Genomic DNA, 16,538 nt, shown 5'->3' with positions numbered 1-16,538 from the left:
GTCATGTCCCTAATAAAAAAGTACAGCTTTATTATTAATGCCCGGGCGCTGTGCGCCCGGGTCATCTCTTGCAGGTGCTATCAGGTAATGATGTGTTGCTGGTTAACGAGCTCGTCGTACGTGGTCTGAACGTTATCAAGCGTAACGAGTGCAGTATTAGTGTAGGTGGACCCTGCACCATCACGGTCGATGGAGATCACAGTGTTGCTACCGCTTTGTGTGACATGGATATAATTCCCCAACGAGGCGGTATTTCCGTCCCAGCCCACCAGCAGATCGCCGATGTCGATCTTGTCCCCCTGCGCCAGCGAGAACCCGGTCCAGTGATCGCCTCCGGCGCTGCTGGTGTTACCCGCCGTGGCATTTCCCACCGTACTGTTCAGCACCTGGTAAATCAGCGTATCGCCGTAGGCCGTACCGGTGATGGCGTCGTTATGTTCCGAGCTGATGAACTTCGGTGCCATATTGATGGTCAGCGTGGCGGTATCCGTTCTTCCGGCAGAGTCGGTCAGGGTGTAGTTGAAGGTCTCCTTCGAGGTCATGGTTGAGAGCGACACCCCGCTGTTGAGGGTATAGGTGTAATGGCCGTCTGCGCCGATCGCCAGCGTGCCGTAGTGGCCGACAATGTTCACCGTTGCGCTGCCGGTGTACGGATCCAGCGTGGTGGTTACGCCGTTGTAGCCGGTCACGCTCAGACGGGTATCCACCGAGTGGAGCTGATCCAGCACGCCGCCAGAGTCGGTGCCGTCAAAGATATTGCCGTTGACGGTGTGGCTGCCGGTGACGTCGAAATTACTCAGCGAGTAGGTGGTGCCGTTTACGCTTGGCGTGATGGTGATGGTCCCGACGCTGAGCCCCGGTACGCTACCGGTAAAGCTCAGCGTATAGGTCCCGGCGTTGAGATCCAGCCCGGTCAGCGGGACGTCGATACTGCCGCCCAGCAGCGAGGCGCCGCTGAAGGAGCCGCTGCGGATCGCGCCGTTGGCATCGCTAATCGTCCAGTTCACCGTCAGCCCGCCCAGGGACAGCAGCGAGGCCACGTTAAAGTGCAGCGACGCGTTGTGCAGCGCGGTATTCGGGTCGACAACGAAGGTTCCGCTGCCGCTGCCTTGGGTTGATGAAAGCACCGCTGTCGTCCAGCTGGCGGTGCCCACGGTGGTATCCGAGTACGCCGACGTGTGGTGCACCGAGGTGAGGTCCATCGTGGCACTGACATCGTTGACCGCATTCATTGCCTGCGCGGTTGGTGTGATGTTGAGCGATGCCGTATCCTTCGAGCCGTCAGGTGCGGTAACGGTATAGACGAACGTATCCGGCGTGCTGATATGGTCCGCGCCCACGCCGCTCCTCAGGGTATAGGTGTACTGACCGGACGCATTGATGGTCAGCGTGCCGTATTCCCCCTGAATGGTGGTGGTGCCGCTGCTGTTGACCGCCACGCCGTTCACTTCGGTGACCAGCGTGCCCGCCGGAACCGGATCATTCGCCAGCACGTCGCCCGTGGTCGTTTCGCTGATGCTTGCCACGCTGTAGACATGATCCTGCAGGACGCTCAGCGTGTAACCCGTCAGTACAGCGATCCCGGACGCGGTATTCAGCAGGAACAGGTACTCCCCGGCAGGCAGGTTCAGCGTCAGCTGTGGTGACGTTCCCCCCAGCAGCGGCGCGCGCAGCCAGCCCGACTCGACGCGGACCTGCTCGAAGGTCTGGGTCGCGTTGTTGAACTTATAGACGTACAGATCGAACACCGACGCCAGCGCCACGCCGCCTACGGAGGCCTGGATAGTCATGGTACGGGTCGTGCCTTCCTCCACGTTGTAGATGATCGGGTTGGTCATGTCGTCCAGCAGGTTAAGCCCCAGCGTGCTGCCGAGATTAATGCCCACCACGGTAAAGCCACCCTGAGACGAGGCGCCGTTATTAATCTCACTTACGGTGGTGTCAAAGGTCAGCGAGGCCGTATCGTCCACCGCCACAATGCCGTTGAGTACCGTACCGGCACCCAGAGACAGCACCAGGTTCGCCGACGCGCTGACGCCGTTATGGGTGATGGTGTAGGTGAAGCTCTCCGTCCGGCCAATGACGGCGGCACTGGTGTCGGTCAGGTTGTAGGTGTAGCTGCCGTCGCGGTTGATGGTCAGCGTACCGTATTTGCCCTGGATCACCGTGCCGTCGGCGTTCACGCTGGTGGTCACGCCCTGCGCGTTAGTAACCGTGGAAATGGTGGTTCCGGCCGGGGCATTGTCGCTGCCGGCGGTCGGGTCCGTATCGAGGATCACGTTGCCGTTGAGGCTGGTATCGCCCGTGACCGTACCCGGACCGGTCTCTTTCACCGCCACGTCGAGGCTGGTGTAGGAGCCGGTCGCCAGCAGGTTGGTGTTATAGCTGAGTACGCGGTAGTTGCCGTCGGCCAGCCCGGTCAGGTTCAGCGAGACGCCGGTAGCGCCGAGGGTCAGGAGATCGGCAAACTGCGGCTGGCCGGTATCCACCACGGTTGTCCAGACACCGTTGACGTAGTGCTGCACCACCAGCTCAAGGGTATTGAGCAGAGAGAGCACCGCCCCTGTGGCGTTGGCATTGACCACAATATCCGCGCTGCCGCCGTTGCCCACCGTGAAGTTCACCTGCGCGGTGTCATTACCGATCAGCGTCAGGACGTTGCCCACGGCGCCGACCAGCAGGAAGCCGTAGTCGCTGTACTGGCTGTTGGTCACGGTGGCGGTGGTGCTGAGGTTCAGCTCTTCAACGTTGTTGCTGGCAGAGAGCGGCACCACCGGCGCAAGGGCGGAGCCCGGCAGAGAGGTGTTGCCCGCGACGTCGGTAGCGGTGATCTGCAGCGTCTGGCCTTCGATCTGCTTGTTCGTGAAGGTGTAGCTGTAGGTGCCGTTGCTACCCGCAATGGCGGTCACCGTTGAACCGTCCGCAAGGCGGATTGTGACGGTGCTGCCCGCCTCCGCGCTCCCGGTCAGGACGCTACCGTCGGCGTTGAAGGTGCCGGTCGGTGCCGTTGGCGCGGTCGTATCGACGATAATCGTCGTCACGGCTGACGCCACGCTGGTGTTGCCCGCCGCATCGGTGGCCGTGGCGGTGAAGTTATGCGTGCCCTGCGTCAGCGTGGTGGTAGTTTGTGGCAGGGTCCAGTTGCCGCTGCCATCGGCGGTGACCGTACCCACCAGCGTGATGCCGTCGTAGATCCGAACCGTGGCATTCGCTTCGGCGGTCCCGCTCAGCGTTGGGCGGGTGTCGTTAGTCGGGTTCGTACCGGTCACGGGGCCGGTGACGCTGCCGACATCATCAATGACCGAACTGATGACCGGCGCGGCTGGCGGGAGGGTATCGACGTTAATCACATACCCGGCGGTGGGCGCGCTGGCGTTGCCCACCGCATCGGTGGCGGTAAAGGTCAACGTGTGCGCGCCGTTGCTCAGCGCCGGAGATGGCGTAAAGCTCCACGCCCCACCGGTCGCCGTCACGCTGCCGATCTGGACCCCGTTATCAAAGATTTTCACCGTGGCTCCCGCTTCCGCCGTACCGCTGAGCGTCGGCTGCGCGTCGTTGGTGAACCCACCGTTGGCAACCGGCGTCGCCGCGTTGCCCACATCATCCAGAATACTGGTCAGCACCGGCAGCGCTGGCGGCGTGGTATCGACGGTGAGGCTGAAGCTGGCCGACGACACGCTGGTGTTGCCTGCCGCATCCGTGGCCTGCGCGGTGAAGCTGTGCGGGCCACTCGCCAGCGTGGTGGTGAGCAAGATACTCCAGCTCCCGCTGCTGTCCGCGGTGCCCGTTCCGACCAGGGTGGTTCCCTCATAGATCTTCACGGTGGCAAACGGCTCGCTGGTTCCAACAAGCCGCGGTACGGTGTCGTCGGTCGTCTGCCCGGACGTGAGCGGTCCGGTGAGGCTGCCCACGTCGTCGATTGCCTGGCTGATAACCGGCGCATTCGGTGCCGTGGTATCGACAATCAGGGTAAAGTTTGGCGACGCCGGGCTGATGTTGCCCGCTGCATCGGTGACCGTGGCGGTCCAGGTGTGGCTGCCGCTGGACAGCGGCGTTGACGGCGTAAAGCTCCAGTTGCCGCTGCCGTCCGCCAGCACGGTGCCGACCGGCTGTCCGTTTTCATATACGGTGACCGTGGCGTTGGCGCTGGCGGTGCCGTTCAGTGTCGGCGTGGTGTCGTCGGTGCTCTGCCCGGAGGAGAGCGGGGTTTGAATACTGCCCACGTTGTCACCCGCGGTCGAGATGACCGGTGCCGACGGCACGCCCGTATCCACCGTCAGGTTAAACGGTGCCGTTGTGGTGCCGGTGTTGCCTGCCGCATCGGTAGCGTTGAAGGTGATCGTATGGGACCCGTCGCCCAGATCGGTGCCCGGGGTGAAGGTCCAGTTGCCCTGGGCATTCACCACCGCCGTACCTATTTCGCTCCCGTCGACAATCACGTGCACTGTGGCACCGACGTCGCCCGTGCCGTTGAAGGTCGGACGCGCGTCGTTAGTGCTGTTGCCCGACGTGAGCGTCCCGGTGACCGGACCGACATCGTCAACCACGCTGGTGACTACCGGTACACCAGGGGCTGCGGTATCCACGGTAAAGGCGAAGACCGATGAGTTAGCCGAGGCATTGCCTGCCGCATCCGTTGCATAGACGCGAAGAGCGTAGCTGCCGTCGCCCAGCGGTGTGGTCGGGGTAAAGGACCAGTTCCCGCTTCCGTCAACGGTTGCAGTACCAATCTGCGTCCCGTTGTTCATGATGTGAACAGTGCTGCCTGCCTGTCCGGTGCCGCTAATTGTAGGGGTGTTGTCGTTGGTCACCTGCCCGCTGGTGAGGTTGCCCTGGACGCCGCCTGGGACGTTGTCATTTACCGTATCCAGCGTTGGAACCGTCGGTGCCGTCAGGTCAATCACCACGCTCCAGGGTGCGGAGACCGCGCTGAGGTTGCCCTGCGGGTCGGTCGCCTGGACGGTGAAGCTGTGCGAGCCTTCGCCGAGGGCGGTATCAGGGGTAAACGTCCATGCGCCGGTACTGTCAGCCGTCACTACGGCAATCTGCGTGCCGCCGTCGAAAAGGGTCACCACGCTGTTTGCGTCCGCTGTCCCCGAAAGGGTTGGCGTGGCGTCGTTGGTGAGACCACCGCTGACCACCGTGGTGGCGGCATTGCCCACATTATCCGTGACGTTGGTGATGACTGGCGTGGCGGAAACGGAATCCACCACGACGGTGAAGCCCGCCGAAGGACCGCTCTGGTTCCCTGCCGGATCGGTCTCGCGGATGGTCAGGACGTGATTGCCCTCTGCCAGGACAGGCGTGGTATAGCTCCAGGTGCCGGTGATGCCGACCTCTGCGGTCCCCAGCAGCACGCCGTTGTTGTAGATGGAGATGATATCACCCACCGCACCAGTGCCGGTGAGGGTCGGCTGGTTGTCATTGGTGATCTGGCCGCTGGTCAGCGGGCCGGTGCCCGGCCCAACGTCGTCAATCACGGCGCCGATGGTCGGCGTGCCCGGCGCGGTAAGGTCAACGGTGACGCTGGCCGCCGGAGAGCGACCGCTGGTCTGACCGTTGAGGGTGGCGGTCACCTCAAAGGTGTGCAGCCCTTCGCCAAGCGCGGCTGGCGTATAGCTCCAGTTGCCGCTGCCGTCAGCGGTGACCGTCGTCAATGGCGTCGCGCTACCGTCCTGATAGATAGCGATCTGGCTCCCCGCCTGAGCCGTACCGGTGAGGGTCGGGGTGGTGTCGTTGGTGGTTTTGCCTTTCACGTCGCCAATGATTGGGTCGACGTCATCGTTGATCGCCGTGATGACGGGTACATCAGGAAGATTCGGAAGCGTACCGGTGACGTTATAAGTTGCATCAACGCTGATACGTCCGGAAGCATCGGTCGCGGTCACGGTCAGTGTCGCGCCATCCTGCGGGGCCGGGCTGACCGCAATGGAGAAACTGCCGCCGGTCGCCACCCCGGTACCAATGACGTTACCGCCACTATCCTTAACGGTGATGAGTGCGCCTGCTTCGGCGGTACCGGTCAGCGGTGTACCTTCTGGAGCAAGGCTAAGATTGCCCGGGGCGGTTGGGTCCTGGGTATCCACCGTCACGCTCAGTGACGCTGAACCGTTTGACGGATTGCCAGCCTGATCGACTGACGAGACAGTAAAGGTATGCGAACCATCCTGGAGTGTTGTGCCTGCGGTCCAGCTCCAGCTACCGTCCGACTGGATCGTGACCGGCACCCCTGACGGGATACCGTCGACGGAGACAATCACGGTGGTGCCGGGTTCGCTTGTCCCGGTAAGGGTCGGCGTGCCGTCGCGGGTGTAGAGCACGTTGTTGGTGAGCTGGCTGTCTGAGACGGCACTGATCTGCGGGATCCCTGGCGCAACGGTATCGAGCGTGACGGTAAAGACCGAACTCGGCGCGCTGACGTTGCCCGCTGTGTCCACGCCCGCCACGGTAATGTTCAGCGGGCCGTCCGTTTGCGCTGGAAGCGTCAGGCTCCATTCTCCGTTCACCACCGCGACACGGCCCAGCTCGACGCCGTTGTTGTAGACGATCACCGTCTCACCGTTAACGCCGGTTCCGCCCACTATCGGCGTGGTATCCGTGATGTAGCCCCCGTTCGGTTCACCGCCCACGGCGCTGATCGCTGGCGTAGCCGGTGCCACGGTATCCACGGTGATCGCGATCGCCGGGGAAGCGTCAGAGACGTTGCCCGCTTCATCGGTGGCGGTGGCGGTATAGACGTGGCTGCCCTCCGCAATATTACTGTCAGGGCGCCAGCTCCAGTTGCCGTTGCTGTCTACCGTGACGGTACCAACGATAGTTGGCGTGCCGCCGTTGACCGTGTCAGTGATGTTGATAACGTCGTTCGGCGTACCGGTGCCGCTCAGCACCGGGCGCGGATCGTTGGTGGTGCCGCCATTGGGAACGGGGCCGGTGATCTGGGTGACGCTGTCGGTGACGATCGGTGCCGCAGGCGTAGCCGGCGCCTCGGTATCAATGGTGATGGTGACCGGCTGCGACGGGGCGCTTTCGTTGCCCGTGCCGTCGACGTTAGTGACGGTCAGGGTGATGTCATAGGTGCCGCCAGCCAGGGGGGATGGCGGCGTCCAGCTCCAGTTGCCGGTATTGTCCACGACAGCGTCGCCGATTTTGACGCCGTTGTTGTAGATCGTCACGGTATCACCCGGATTGCCGGTACCGCTCAGGGTCGGCGTGGTGTCGCGGGTGATTTCGCCCGGGTTCAGCGGCGTTGCTGTGCCGTCAGGATTGACGGTAATGGCCGGGATATCCGGCGTGGCAGGCGCAACGGTATCCACCGTCAGTTCAAATGGCGTTGAGATGGTGGTATTGCCCGCGGCATCTGTGGCGTGCACCGTCAGGGAATGCGGACCGTCGGTGAGCGGGGTCACGGGCGTGAAGCTCCAGCCGCCGCTGCCGTTGAGGATGGCGGTGCCAAGCAGAGTCGTGCCGTCATAGACGGTGATCACCGTGTCTGCAGGGGCAGTGCCCTGCAGCAGGGGGCGAGTGTCATCCGTGGTATCGCCGCTGTTGAGCGAACCCTGTACGCCGCCGACATCGTCGATCACGGTGGCGATGGTGGCCGCCGCTGGCGCAGTGATATCGACGTTCAGGGTGAAGTCTTCTGACGGCTGGCTGGTGTTACCCGCCGCGTCGGTGGCGACGACGCTAAAGGTATGAGGACCTTCGTCAAGCGGCGTGGTAAGGGTATAGGTCCAGGTGCCGCTGCCGTCGACCGGGATCGTAATAAGATCGGCACCATCCAGGCGGATGGTAACGGTTGAGCCCGGTTCAGCCGTGCCGTTGAGCGTTGGCGTGGTGTCGTTGGTGCTGTCGTTGGGGTTGAGCGCGCCGAGGCGCTCCGGCACATCATCCAGCACCTGGGTAATGACCGGCGCCGCAGGCGCGACGCTGTCAACCGTCAGGGTCCAGGTGTTGGAGATGGGGCTGGGGTTGCCTGCCGCATCGGTTGCGACGGCGGTCAGGGCGTGGGAGCCTTCACCGATTGAGGAGGAAGGGGTAAAGCTCCATACGCCGAGGCCATTGGCAACGGTTGTACCAATTTCAACACCGTCCACGCGCAGGCTGATCGTCGCGTTTGCTTCAGCGGTACCGCTGAGCGTCGGGGTGGCGTCGTTGGTGGTCCCGTTCAAGTCGATCGCGCCGGTCTGCCCTGGGATATCGTTTACAGCCTGTAAAATCACCGGGGCGGTTGGCGCCGTCCCGTCAACGTTAATTGTCCACGCATTTGATATCCCGCTCGGGTTACCGGCGGGATCCGTCGCCTTCGCGGTCAGCACCCAGGTGCCGTCGGTGAGAGGTGTGGGCGGCGTAAAGCTCCACTGGCCGGAGGAGGGAACAACCACCGTACCGAGAGCATCGCTGCCGTTATAAATCGTGATGGTCGAGCCTGCCTCGCCCGTGCCGTTCAGGGTCGGTGCCCGGTCGTTGGTCAGCCCATTCTGGGCCACGGGGCCGGTGGTGGCCTGCACGTCATCAATCACCGACAGGATGACCGGGGTCTGCGGCGGTGTAATGTCCGGTGCCGCCGCGGAGGTGGTTGGACTGGTGTTGCCCGCCGTGTCGGTGGCGTCAGCGGTCAGGATTTCGCCGTTGATCCTCGGCGGGCTCAGCGTCAGGCTGAAGTTCCCCTGGCTATCAACAACCACTGTGCCAAGGGTGAAATCGCCTTCACGGATGGTCACCGTGCTGCCTGCTTCTCCGATACCGCTGATGGTACCGCCATCATTTGACACCACGAGGTTTCCTGGGGCAGACGGCGGCGTGGTGTCCACGGTAAAGGTGATAGGTTCAGAGGCCGTACTCTGGTTTCCGGCGGCATCGGTTTCAGTGACGGTGATCGAATGCGTACCGTCCGGAAGCGGGCCCCCTGGGGTAACGCTCCAGGTACCGTTAGGCAGCACCGTCGTTGTGCCAATTGCCACACCGTTATCGTAAATAGTGATGGTTCCACCGGGCTCGCCTGTTCCCGCCAGAATCGGCTGCGAGGCATCGGTAGGCACGCCCGACGTGATTGTTCCTCGGATAATGCCCGTATCGTCGAGCAGCACAATCGCGGTGGGTGCTGTCGGAGGGGTGAGATCGACGGTGAGGGTGAATACCGGTGAGGCTGGTCCGGTGTTGCCGGCGGCGTCGGTTGCCCGTACGGTAATCTGGTGGGTGCTTTCATTCAGGTCGACGGACGGGGTGAATGTCCATGTGCCATTGCTGGCGACGACCGCGGTGCCAATGGCTATTCCGCCGTCATAAATCGTCACGGTGGAGCCCGCTTCGGCGGTGCCGGAGAGCTGCGGCCGCTGATCGTTGGTGCTGCCGCCGTTGGTCACCGTCCCCGTCTGAGGGGCGATATCGTCGATTACGCTGCCAATCGTTGGTGCATCGGGTGCGGTGAGATCCGGTGCGGTGACGCTTGAACCCTGGCTGGTATTCCCGGCGCTATCCGTTGCGGTGGCAGTTACCTGCTCGCCGTTGGTCAACGGTGTTCCGAGGGAGACGCTAAAGTTGCCGTCGCTGCCCGTTTTTCCTGTACCAATGACGTTGCCGTTCGCGTCTTTCAGCGTGATGGTGCTGCCGGGTTCGGCGGAACCGGTGACGGTTTTACCGTCTGAGGAGAAACGAAGGCTGGATGGCGCATTCGGCGGTGTCGTATCCGGATCGGCGGGGTCGACAGGGGTGTTGGGGTTGGTGCTGTTGTTATTACCGTCATCGCCACCACCACCTCCTCCGCCAGTACTTGCCGCGGCCGCGATGCCGCCCGCAGCCGCAATACCGCCCAGAGCCCACGGCCAGATGGCGGCGCCACCGGCATCACTTCCTGATGCCGCAAGCAGCACGTCCGTGGACGCGATAGATTCGTACGTGGCGGCACCAGCCGGATCTTCAATCCACCATAACGCGCCGTTGCTGTCCTGCAGAACCAGCTGGCTCACGCCCTGCGCATCCGCGACGTAGAAATTTTTAAGGGTGATCACTTCGCCGGAGTGCAGTGTCACCAGCAGGTCGTTACCGCTTCGCGCGAAGTGGGAGACGCTCGCTCGCTCGACGTGAAGCTCAACGACAGAGGAATGGTTCAGCGTAACCTGTGTACCTTCCAGGGTCGTTTCTACGCCAGTAAGTTTTGAAATAACAGAGATTTGGCTCATTTTGTTATTACTCCAGCAGAAGTGTCATGAACGGCGAGCAAGACGAGCCATCTCTGCTGAAGGTAAAGGGCGCCCCGGCGCAGTTGCTGTTATAAAGCAGCTCTCACCGTAAAATTCAGCGCGCACGATGCCCGCCATGCGTCAGAGTGGCAACATCAGAGCGAATCTAATGACTTATGAAAAAACGTTTTAATGGGTGTTTTGTATTTTATAAAACCCTGTAATTAATAGAGGAATTGGTTTCTGGAATATAAAAATGATATAGACAGAAAATGCGTGTTGTGCAAATTAAGCTTTCGTAAATAAAGGTGGAAACAATGAAGGGGGCATTAATCTATTGATGTGTTTTATAATTCATATTTGTTATCTTTTTGTTTTTACATGCTTTTTATTTATTGTGATGGCGCTGTTATTTAACGTTTACGACCCAGTATGATAATTGGTAGGGAGCATTTTAAATAACATGTTAAGCGTTATTGTTTAAGCGGGCTTAACGTGTGTTTAAGTTAGGGTAACGTTTTTGATGTAAGATATATTATGTCATTGAGGTAATGAAATATATTCTTGTACAGGGTTAAAACTCTGCTATCACGCGTAAGCAATAATAACGGGTAAGCAAAGAGAAAATAAGCTGATTTATTTTCTTTCCGACTGAGGCGCGGGCAGGACTTCAGGACAGAAAAAAAATTCACCGAAGAATGAATAAAAATCGTCAGCCGGACGTTTACTGACGTCACTCCCCATTTACCCTGGAGTTTTGTATGAACACGACCTCGTTTCGTTTGATCCCGGTGCTGATTTTTTCCCTGCTGTCTCCACTGGCGCTGGCCATGGGCAATAATAGTACCGAGAGCAAAACGCCTGATTGTCCTTCCGGACAGGTGTATGACAGCGCCACGCAGAAATGCGTGCCGGACAAGAGCAGCAGCCTCAGCGACCAGGACAAAACCAACTACGCGTACCATCTCGCGAAGAAAGGGGAGTACCAGGCGGCGCTGAATCTGCTTGATTCGCTGAAAAATGGCAATACGGCTGAAGCGTGGAACTATCGCGGGTTCGCCACGCGCAAATTGGGCCGCACGGACGAAGGGATTGGTTACTACCAGCGCGCGCTGGCTATCGCGCCGGATTATGCCAAAGCCCGGGAGTATCTCGGTGAAGCATGGATGGTGAAAGGACGCCCGGACCTCGCGAAAGAACAGCTGAAGGTGATTGCCGGTATCTGTGGCCAGTCCTGCGAGGAGTACCGTGACCTGCAGGCCGCCATCAATGGACACCCGGAATCCTGATTATCTCGTGGAGGGAAAACCCATCGCAACCCGTGAGGTTCGTCAACAGCTCGCCGCACTCCTGCCGCGTCTCTGGCGCTATGGGCTGGTGCTGTCGCGAAACAGGGATATCGCCGAAGAGCTGGTTCAGTCCACCTGCGTGCGTGCGCTTGAAAGAAGCAGCCAGTATACGCCGGGCACGCGCATCGACAGGTGGCTGTTCACGATCCTGCACTCCATCTGGATCTCTGAGCTTCGGGCACGACACGTTCGACAGGGGCAGGGATTTGTTCCCAGCGACGAGCTGCTGGCGCCGGACACCCACGAACAGAATGAGACGCGCCTGCATTACCTTCAGGTAATGCAGCGCGTTAACGCGCTGCCTGAAGCCCAGCGCAACGCGGTATTTTTGGTTTATGTCGAAGGCTTTACCTACCAGGAGGCGGCGGAGACCCTGGCGGTGCCGATCGGTACCGTGATGAGCCGGCTGGCGACGGCGCGGGCTCGGCTTGCCAGATCCGCTGACGCACTCCCTCCGGTAAAGGAGAACCGCTCTTGAACGCGCACCGTTTTACACCGCCCTATAACGACGACGCCATCGTGGCCTGGATAGATGGCGAGATGTGCCGCGCCGACGCGCAGCAGTTTGAAGAACAGTTAAAGCGTGACGAACGCCTCGCCGGACGAACCGATGAACTGATGAAAAGCAGCCAGGATTACGCCGGGGCGTTTGCTTCCCTGCTGGATGACGCGCCTCTTGAGACGATGCAGGCGCGTCTTGCGGCACTTCCCGACCCGCAGTCCGCCACGCCGACTGGCGTCAGCCGACGGGCGCTGATCGCCGCCTCGGTCAGTTTCTTGCTGGTCGGCTCCGGGCTGGGCTACCTGCTGCGGCCTGCTGCTGGCCCAGAGGATGAGAACGCCCATATCCGCGACCTCGAAGCGCAATATATGTCCCTGTACAGCGTCGAGACGCTGCTGGATATGGACAGCGCAACGCCGGTCCTGCAGCGCGGGCTGGAACGGGCCGCGCAGGACATCGGCATGAGGCTAAACCTGTCGCAGCTTACCCTGCAGGGGGCAGAGCTTAAAATGGTGCGCATGCTGCGCTATGAAACGACGTCTATCGCGCAGATTGCCTGGATCAACCCCGACTACGGCCCGATGGCCCTCTGTATTTCGCCTGTTGATGAGAAGACGACGGCCTCGCTCCAACAGGAGCAGCGGCACAGCATGAACCTGGCGTGGTGGCTGGAAGCGGGCTACCAGTTTGTCCTGATTGGCCGCAACCCGCCGTCCTATCTGCGGCAACACGCGGAGCAGCTACAGCGCCTGATCTCAGGGTGATGGCACCTGGTTCGTCTGAATCGCAATGGCGATGGCAATACGATCGTCCACGACCAGGGCAAACTTATCCATCCCATAGGACGCGCGCGAGATCGCCGTGGTGGCGTCCAGCGTGGGGGCCTGCGCATGCGGGTCTTTCAGCACGGCCTCCAGGATCACCGGCCGGGCAATGTTTCGTACGGTCAGCGTGCCGAACACCCTGAACCGTCCGGCGCCCTGGGCGACCACGCGAGAGCTGATGAACTCGATGGTCGGGTAGTGCTCCGCATCAAAAAACATGTCGCTTTTTAATTGCCAGGTGAGCAGCTTGTTTGAGGCCACCAGGGTTGCCACAGGAATGGTGACGTGGATGTGGTCGTCAACGTCGTTATCCGGATTGAGCGTCACGGCACCCGTTACGCCGCTGAACGTTGCCCAGGAGAGGATGCCGCCGAAGGCATGCCACGAGAGCCGAATGGCGGTGTTATCAGAGTCGATAAGGTAGCTTTTCGGGGCAGCATGCAGGGAAGGGCACAACAGCAGAACGGTCAGAAAGGCCAAAAGGCGGTACATAGTGGTTTCTCCGATAAGTGCGCACTGCGTAAACGCCTGAGGTGCTAATTATATTCGAAGAAATAAAAAAGGCCGCAAGCGCGACCTTTTCGTGAGTATAACTAATTACTCAGTGACTTTCTTTTCCAGCTCGCTGGCACCTTCTTTGGTTTTGTTCCAGCCTTTCTCAGCGCCTTCTTTGGTGGCATCCCACCCTTTCTCGGTGCCTTCTTTGGTTTTATGCCAGGCTTTCTGGGAATCTTCGCTGACCTTGCTGCCCAGGCTCTCGCTCTTGCCTTCCGCAGCATGCTTCTGTTTCAGCTTCAGCTCTTCACCTTTGTTCTGCTCTTCGTGCAGTTTTTGCTTCGCCTCGTTGGCGTTTGCGTTCGCCGCCGCGACGGTATCGTCAGTTGCATGTGTGGTCGCAGCAAATACTGGGGAAGCCAGCAGAACGGCAGATAATGCGATAATTGTTTTTTTCATAATATCCTCATTTAACGTTATCGGTTATGAGCGTGATTCAGCATGGCACAGGCGAAACGGGATGGCTTTAGGAAAAAACTGTAATGAGATCAACATGCCCTGATGAGAGGTATTTAGCCTGAGGATTATCCAAAGGATAAAACGCCTATTTCCGCGAGGGCGTCGAGCGTCAGAAGAATGAATATGATGACGGTTATGGGTCTGTACATGGTGGCGTTCCTTCCGGGTTAAGCGGCTATTCCGTAGCGCGGGGTGGTGTGGGTAATTTTGCACAGGAGGGAGGAAGAGGGTGTTGATATTTGTCAATGTCATGGGGTTAACAATATCAACTACTGGCCCGTAGGTCGGTTTTTTTTTGCAAAGATCACGGTATACTTGCTCTGATTAGAAGGAGAGGAATGTCATGGCGATAACAGAAGAAGCGTTGCTTAGGTCGGGTTTCACAAAAGAAGAGCTGCAAAAGCTTAAACGTTATGTGGATACTCAGCATTCGACGCTGGATATTTTGCTTCCTGCGCTTTCAAATCGGTTTAAAGGGACAATCATTCTTTCCGTCGGACTTACGGTTCTGTTCATCCTGGCGGTATGCTTTGCTTCCCGAGAAAATATCATCTCATCAGGCATTGCTGTAGTGTTTATCTTTGGTATCTTCTGTTGGATGACTCCCCTCAAATTAACGTATAAAGCCTGGCGTTTTAAGCAGGATTATTATCAATAGACAGCAAGTCAAAAACAATTTTTGCGTTTATGCCATATCCGATGATTTTCATGGTGAGTTTTGGCCGACTCATAGAGTCCATTTTTCTGTAAAAATCTGAGCGCATAAAATAAAAAAGACGCCAGGAACCCGGTTTGCGAAGTAAGCCGAATACGCTGTACGCATTTGCAGCAAGGCTTACCGTTTTATACGCAGCCAGACCAGTCTCACCGCGAAATCCCATAAACTCTGCAACCGACATTGCTGTGTCAGCAACAAATCCCTGCGAATCAGGTTTGTTCAGTAATTGATTATTCACTTCTCTGGATACGGTATTAGCCGCATCAATCACCAGTGTGGCACCTAACAACACACCGACAGGCGTCATCGAGCTCGCAAGGAGTAATCCACCTGCGGCTTGTAACCCAGCAAAAACAACCTGTACAGCGGAAATGACATAGCCAACAATTTTATTGTTTTCCTTAATGAACTCAACCCTTGCATAAAGCTGCGCTGCTTTCGTTCTGAGCAGGCGATCTTGTTCAAGAAGATTTTCGTTCTCTGCCCTGAGATTTTTTATATAGGAAATCCCTTCTTCGTCGGATGTCGCTCTGCGGGCAAGAGAAAATTGCTCAGTGATAAAAGACTTAATGTCTTCCATAAACTGAATTCTGGTGAGCCCATCTTTGAGATGGTCAGCAGCTACCCTATTTGCGGTATTAATGAGTTTACGTGCTTCCAGATTAATCATGGTCGCTGACCATGCGTTTGTCTGTTGTCCTGTAAGCAGTGAAATGTCCATATATATCCTCATGAACGCGTTATGCCAGCACCGGCCAAAAGCATATAACAATGTTTACTCGTTTGCATATGTTCTTGCAGAGCAAGGGCTACGCAGAGGACCGTGTCATAATCTCATAAGGACTGCTTTGTTACCTTTACTGGTACGACTATGTTAGTCAGATATCCGAGTAATCGACGATGGTAAGAAATTTCTCCGAGTTTACAGGGCAATATAACGCATCGGGAGAACCCTCTCAGGACATTATTGTTCCTGCAAAAAATATCTGGCCTGCCTATAAACAGCGCGATACTCTGTAATGCTTTGTCTTTTTTGTGAATAGGAAAAAGTATGCTTAGTACGTTACCCGATTTACACAGAAGTTTTGCAGAGCAACTCAAGCTTAAATTTCAGGCTGATTCGCGGATTCACTCCCTTCTCGCTGGCGGCTCGCTTGTTCATGGCGGGTTCGATAAATACTCCGATCTCGATTTTGTCGTTGTGGTAGACCCTCTCTATTATGACGAAATCATGGCTCAGCGTATTGTGTTCGCCGGAACATTGGGTCACCTGCTCCATGCTTTCACCGGGGAACATGTGGGAGAGCCTCGTCTGCTTATCTGCCTGTATGGCCCCGAACTTCTTCATGTCGATCTGAAATTTGTCACCCTCGAAATGCTCACTCAACGCGTTGAGGAGCCAGCGGTGTTATTTACCCGTGATAACCTGGCTCTGGAGCGCCAGCTGGCAAAATTTAGCGCTCACTGGCCCAACATGACGCCGGAGTGGTTTGAGTCCCGAGCCTGGATCTGGCTTCATTACGCGGTCGTGAAGCTGGAAAGGGGAGAACTCTTTGAAGCGATAGGCATGCTGGCATTCTTCCGGGAGCAAGTGCTGGGGCCGATGCTATACCGTCGAGCAAATCTACCGCAACGTGGGGTTCGCCGCATCGAATTCCTCAGCATTGATCCTGATGCCCTGCTGACTTCGACGCTGGCAACGCACGATCGTGATTCCGTTAGCATGGCCATCAGAAAGGCTGTTGATGCTTATATCACTCTGCGGGCTGATTCGCTGCCGGAAAATATCGCAGACGATGCGGCACGTTGGGCGGTTATTGCCATGCTCGAAGCCAGAACCTGACCTTAAAAGGTTTGATCTGTTCCGCACCCATGTTCAGACGACGTTTGCTAAAAAATGGTCGTCTGAATTTCGGTTGTGAGGTTCTTCCTGAGTGCTTAGATTCATTTTCA

The 16,538-nt window shown here is 58.2% G+C and carries 9 protein-coding genes; 5 read left to right on the top strand and 4 right to left on the bottom strand.

Annotated features, from left to right (window positions below; translation table 11 throughout):
• Positions 1 to 80: 80 nt before the first annotated feature.
• Entirely contained in the window at positions 81 to 10,178 is a 10,098-nt protein-coding gene (locus V1572_RS20015; protein ID WP_395299524.1) for a BapA/Bap/LapF family large adhesin, read from the bottom strand.
• Between the two features lie 761 nt (positions 10,179 to 10,939).
• Here V1572_RS20015 and V1572_RS20010 point away from each other — a divergent pair.
• From V1572_RS20010 to V1572_RS20000, 3 genes are read left to right on the top strand one after another with little or no spacing between them, the layout of a single operon-like run.
• Positions 10,940 to 11,467, top strand: a complete 528-nt coding sequence (locus V1572_RS20010; RefSeq protein ID WP_023294382.1) for a tetratricopeptide repeat protein — start codon at positions 10,940 to 10,942, stop codon at positions 11,465 to 11,467.
• Positions 11,448 to 12,005: a sigma-70 family RNA polymerase sigma factor gene (locus V1572_RS20005; RefSeq protein ID WP_395299523.1), complete on the top strand. Its 558-nt coding sequence runs from the start codon at positions 11,448 to 11,450 to the stop codon at positions 12,003 to 12,005. Before V1572_RS20010 ends, V1572_RS20005 begins: the two co-directional genes overlap by 20 nt.
• The gene (locus V1572_RS20000; RefSeq protein ID WP_395299522.1) at positions 12,002 to 12,793 is read left to right on the top strand and encodes an anti-sigma factor family protein; all 792 of its coding nucleotides are present in this window, start codon (positions 12,002 to 12,004) and stop codon (positions 12,791 to 12,793) included. The genes V1572_RS20005 and V1572_RS20000 overlap by 4 nt, the downstream gene beginning before the upstream one ends.
• Here V1572_RS20000 and V1572_RS19995 read toward each other — a convergent pair.
• Complete coding sequence (locus V1572_RS19995; protein ID WP_395299521.1) at positions 12,785 to 13,345, bottom strand: YceI family protein; 561 nt, start codon at positions 13,343 to 13,345, stop codon at positions 12,785 to 12,787. The two genes, V1572_RS20000 and V1572_RS19995, sit on opposite strands and share 9 nt — an antisense overlap.
• 105 nt (positions 13,346 to 13,450) lie before the next feature.
• Complete coding sequence (locus tag V1572_RS19990) at positions 13,451 to 13,807, bottom strand: hypothetical protein (RefSeq protein ID WP_023333137.1); 357 nt, start codon at positions 13,805 to 13,807, stop codon at positions 13,451 to 13,453.
• A gap of 403 nt (positions 13,808 to 14,210) precedes the next feature.
• Between V1572_RS19990 and V1572_RS19985 the strand changes: the two genes are divergently transcribed.
• On the top strand, positions 14,211 to 14,525 hold the full coding sequence (locus V1572_RS19985) for a hypothetical protein (RefSeq protein ID WP_395299520.1): 315 nt from the start codon (positions 14,211 to 14,213) through the stop codon (positions 14,523 to 14,525).
• On the opposite strand, the gene V1572_RS19980 is transcribed toward V1572_RS19985, so the two are convergent.
• Positions 14,503 to 15,306 carry a DUF4225 domain-containing protein gene (locus tag V1572_RS19980; RefSeq protein WP_048226669.1) on the bottom strand — a complete coding sequence of 268 codons (804 nt, stop codon included), beginning with the start codon at positions 15,304 to 15,306 and terminating at the stop codon, positions 14,503 to 14,505. The two genes, V1572_RS19985 and V1572_RS19980, sit on opposite strands and share 23 nt — an antisense overlap.
• A 330-nt stretch (positions 15,307 to 15,636) precedes the next feature.
• Here V1572_RS19980 and V1572_RS19975 point away from each other — a divergent pair, with 330 nt between their 5' ends.
• The gene (locus V1572_RS19975; RefSeq protein WP_395299519.1) at positions 15,637 to 16,428 is read left to right on the top strand and encodes a nucleotidyltransferase domain-containing protein; all 792 of its coding nucleotides are present in this window, start codon (positions 15,637 to 15,639) and stop codon (positions 16,426 to 16,428) included.
• The last annotated feature ends 110 nt before the right edge of the window (positions 16,429 to 16,538 follow it).

Origin of the sequence: Enterobacter quasiroggenkampii (assembly GCF_043972695.1) — a bacterium.
In the GTDB taxonomy this organism is placed as follows: Bacteria; Pseudomonadota; Gammaproteobacteria; order Enterobacterales; family Enterobacteriaceae; genus Enterobacter; species Enterobacter quasiroggenkampii.
Note: the sequence above shows the minus strand (reverse complement) of the source record. Positions and strands in the feature narration are given on the sequence as shown.

Bases quoted from the DNA above. Each gene is read 5' to 3' on its own strand.
- V1572_RS20015 (WP_395299524.1), bottom strand. From the start codon at position 10,178: ATGAGCCAAATCTCTGTTATTTCAAAACTTACTGGCGTAGAAACGACC.
- V1572_RS20010 (WP_023294382.1), top strand. From the start codon at position 10,940: ATGAACACGACCTCGTTTCGTTTGATCCCGGTGCTGATTTTTTCCCTG.
- V1572_RS20005 (WP_395299523.1), top strand. From the start codon at position 11,448: ATGGACACCCGGAATCCTGATTATCTCGTGGAGGGAAAACCCATCGCA.
- V1572_RS19995 (WP_395299521.1), bottom strand. From the start codon at position 13,345: ATGTACCGCCTTTTGGCCTTTCTGACCGTTCTGCTGTTGTGCCCTTCC.
- V1572_RS19990 (WP_023333137.1), bottom strand. From the start codon at position 13,807: ATGAAAAAAACAATTATCGCATTATCTGCCGTTCTGCTGGCTTCCCCA.
- V1572_RS19985 (WP_395299520.1), top strand. From the start codon at position 14,211: ATGGCGATAACAGAAGAAGCGTTGCTTAGGTCGGGTTTCACAAAAGAA.
- V1572_RS19980 (WP_048226669.1), bottom strand. From the start codon at position 15,306: ATGGACATTTCACTGCTTACAGGACAACAGACAAACGCATGGTCAGCG.
- V1572_RS19975 (WP_395299519.1), top strand. From the start codon at position 15,637: ATGCTTAGTACGTTACCCGATTTACACAGAAGTTTTGCAGAGCAACTC.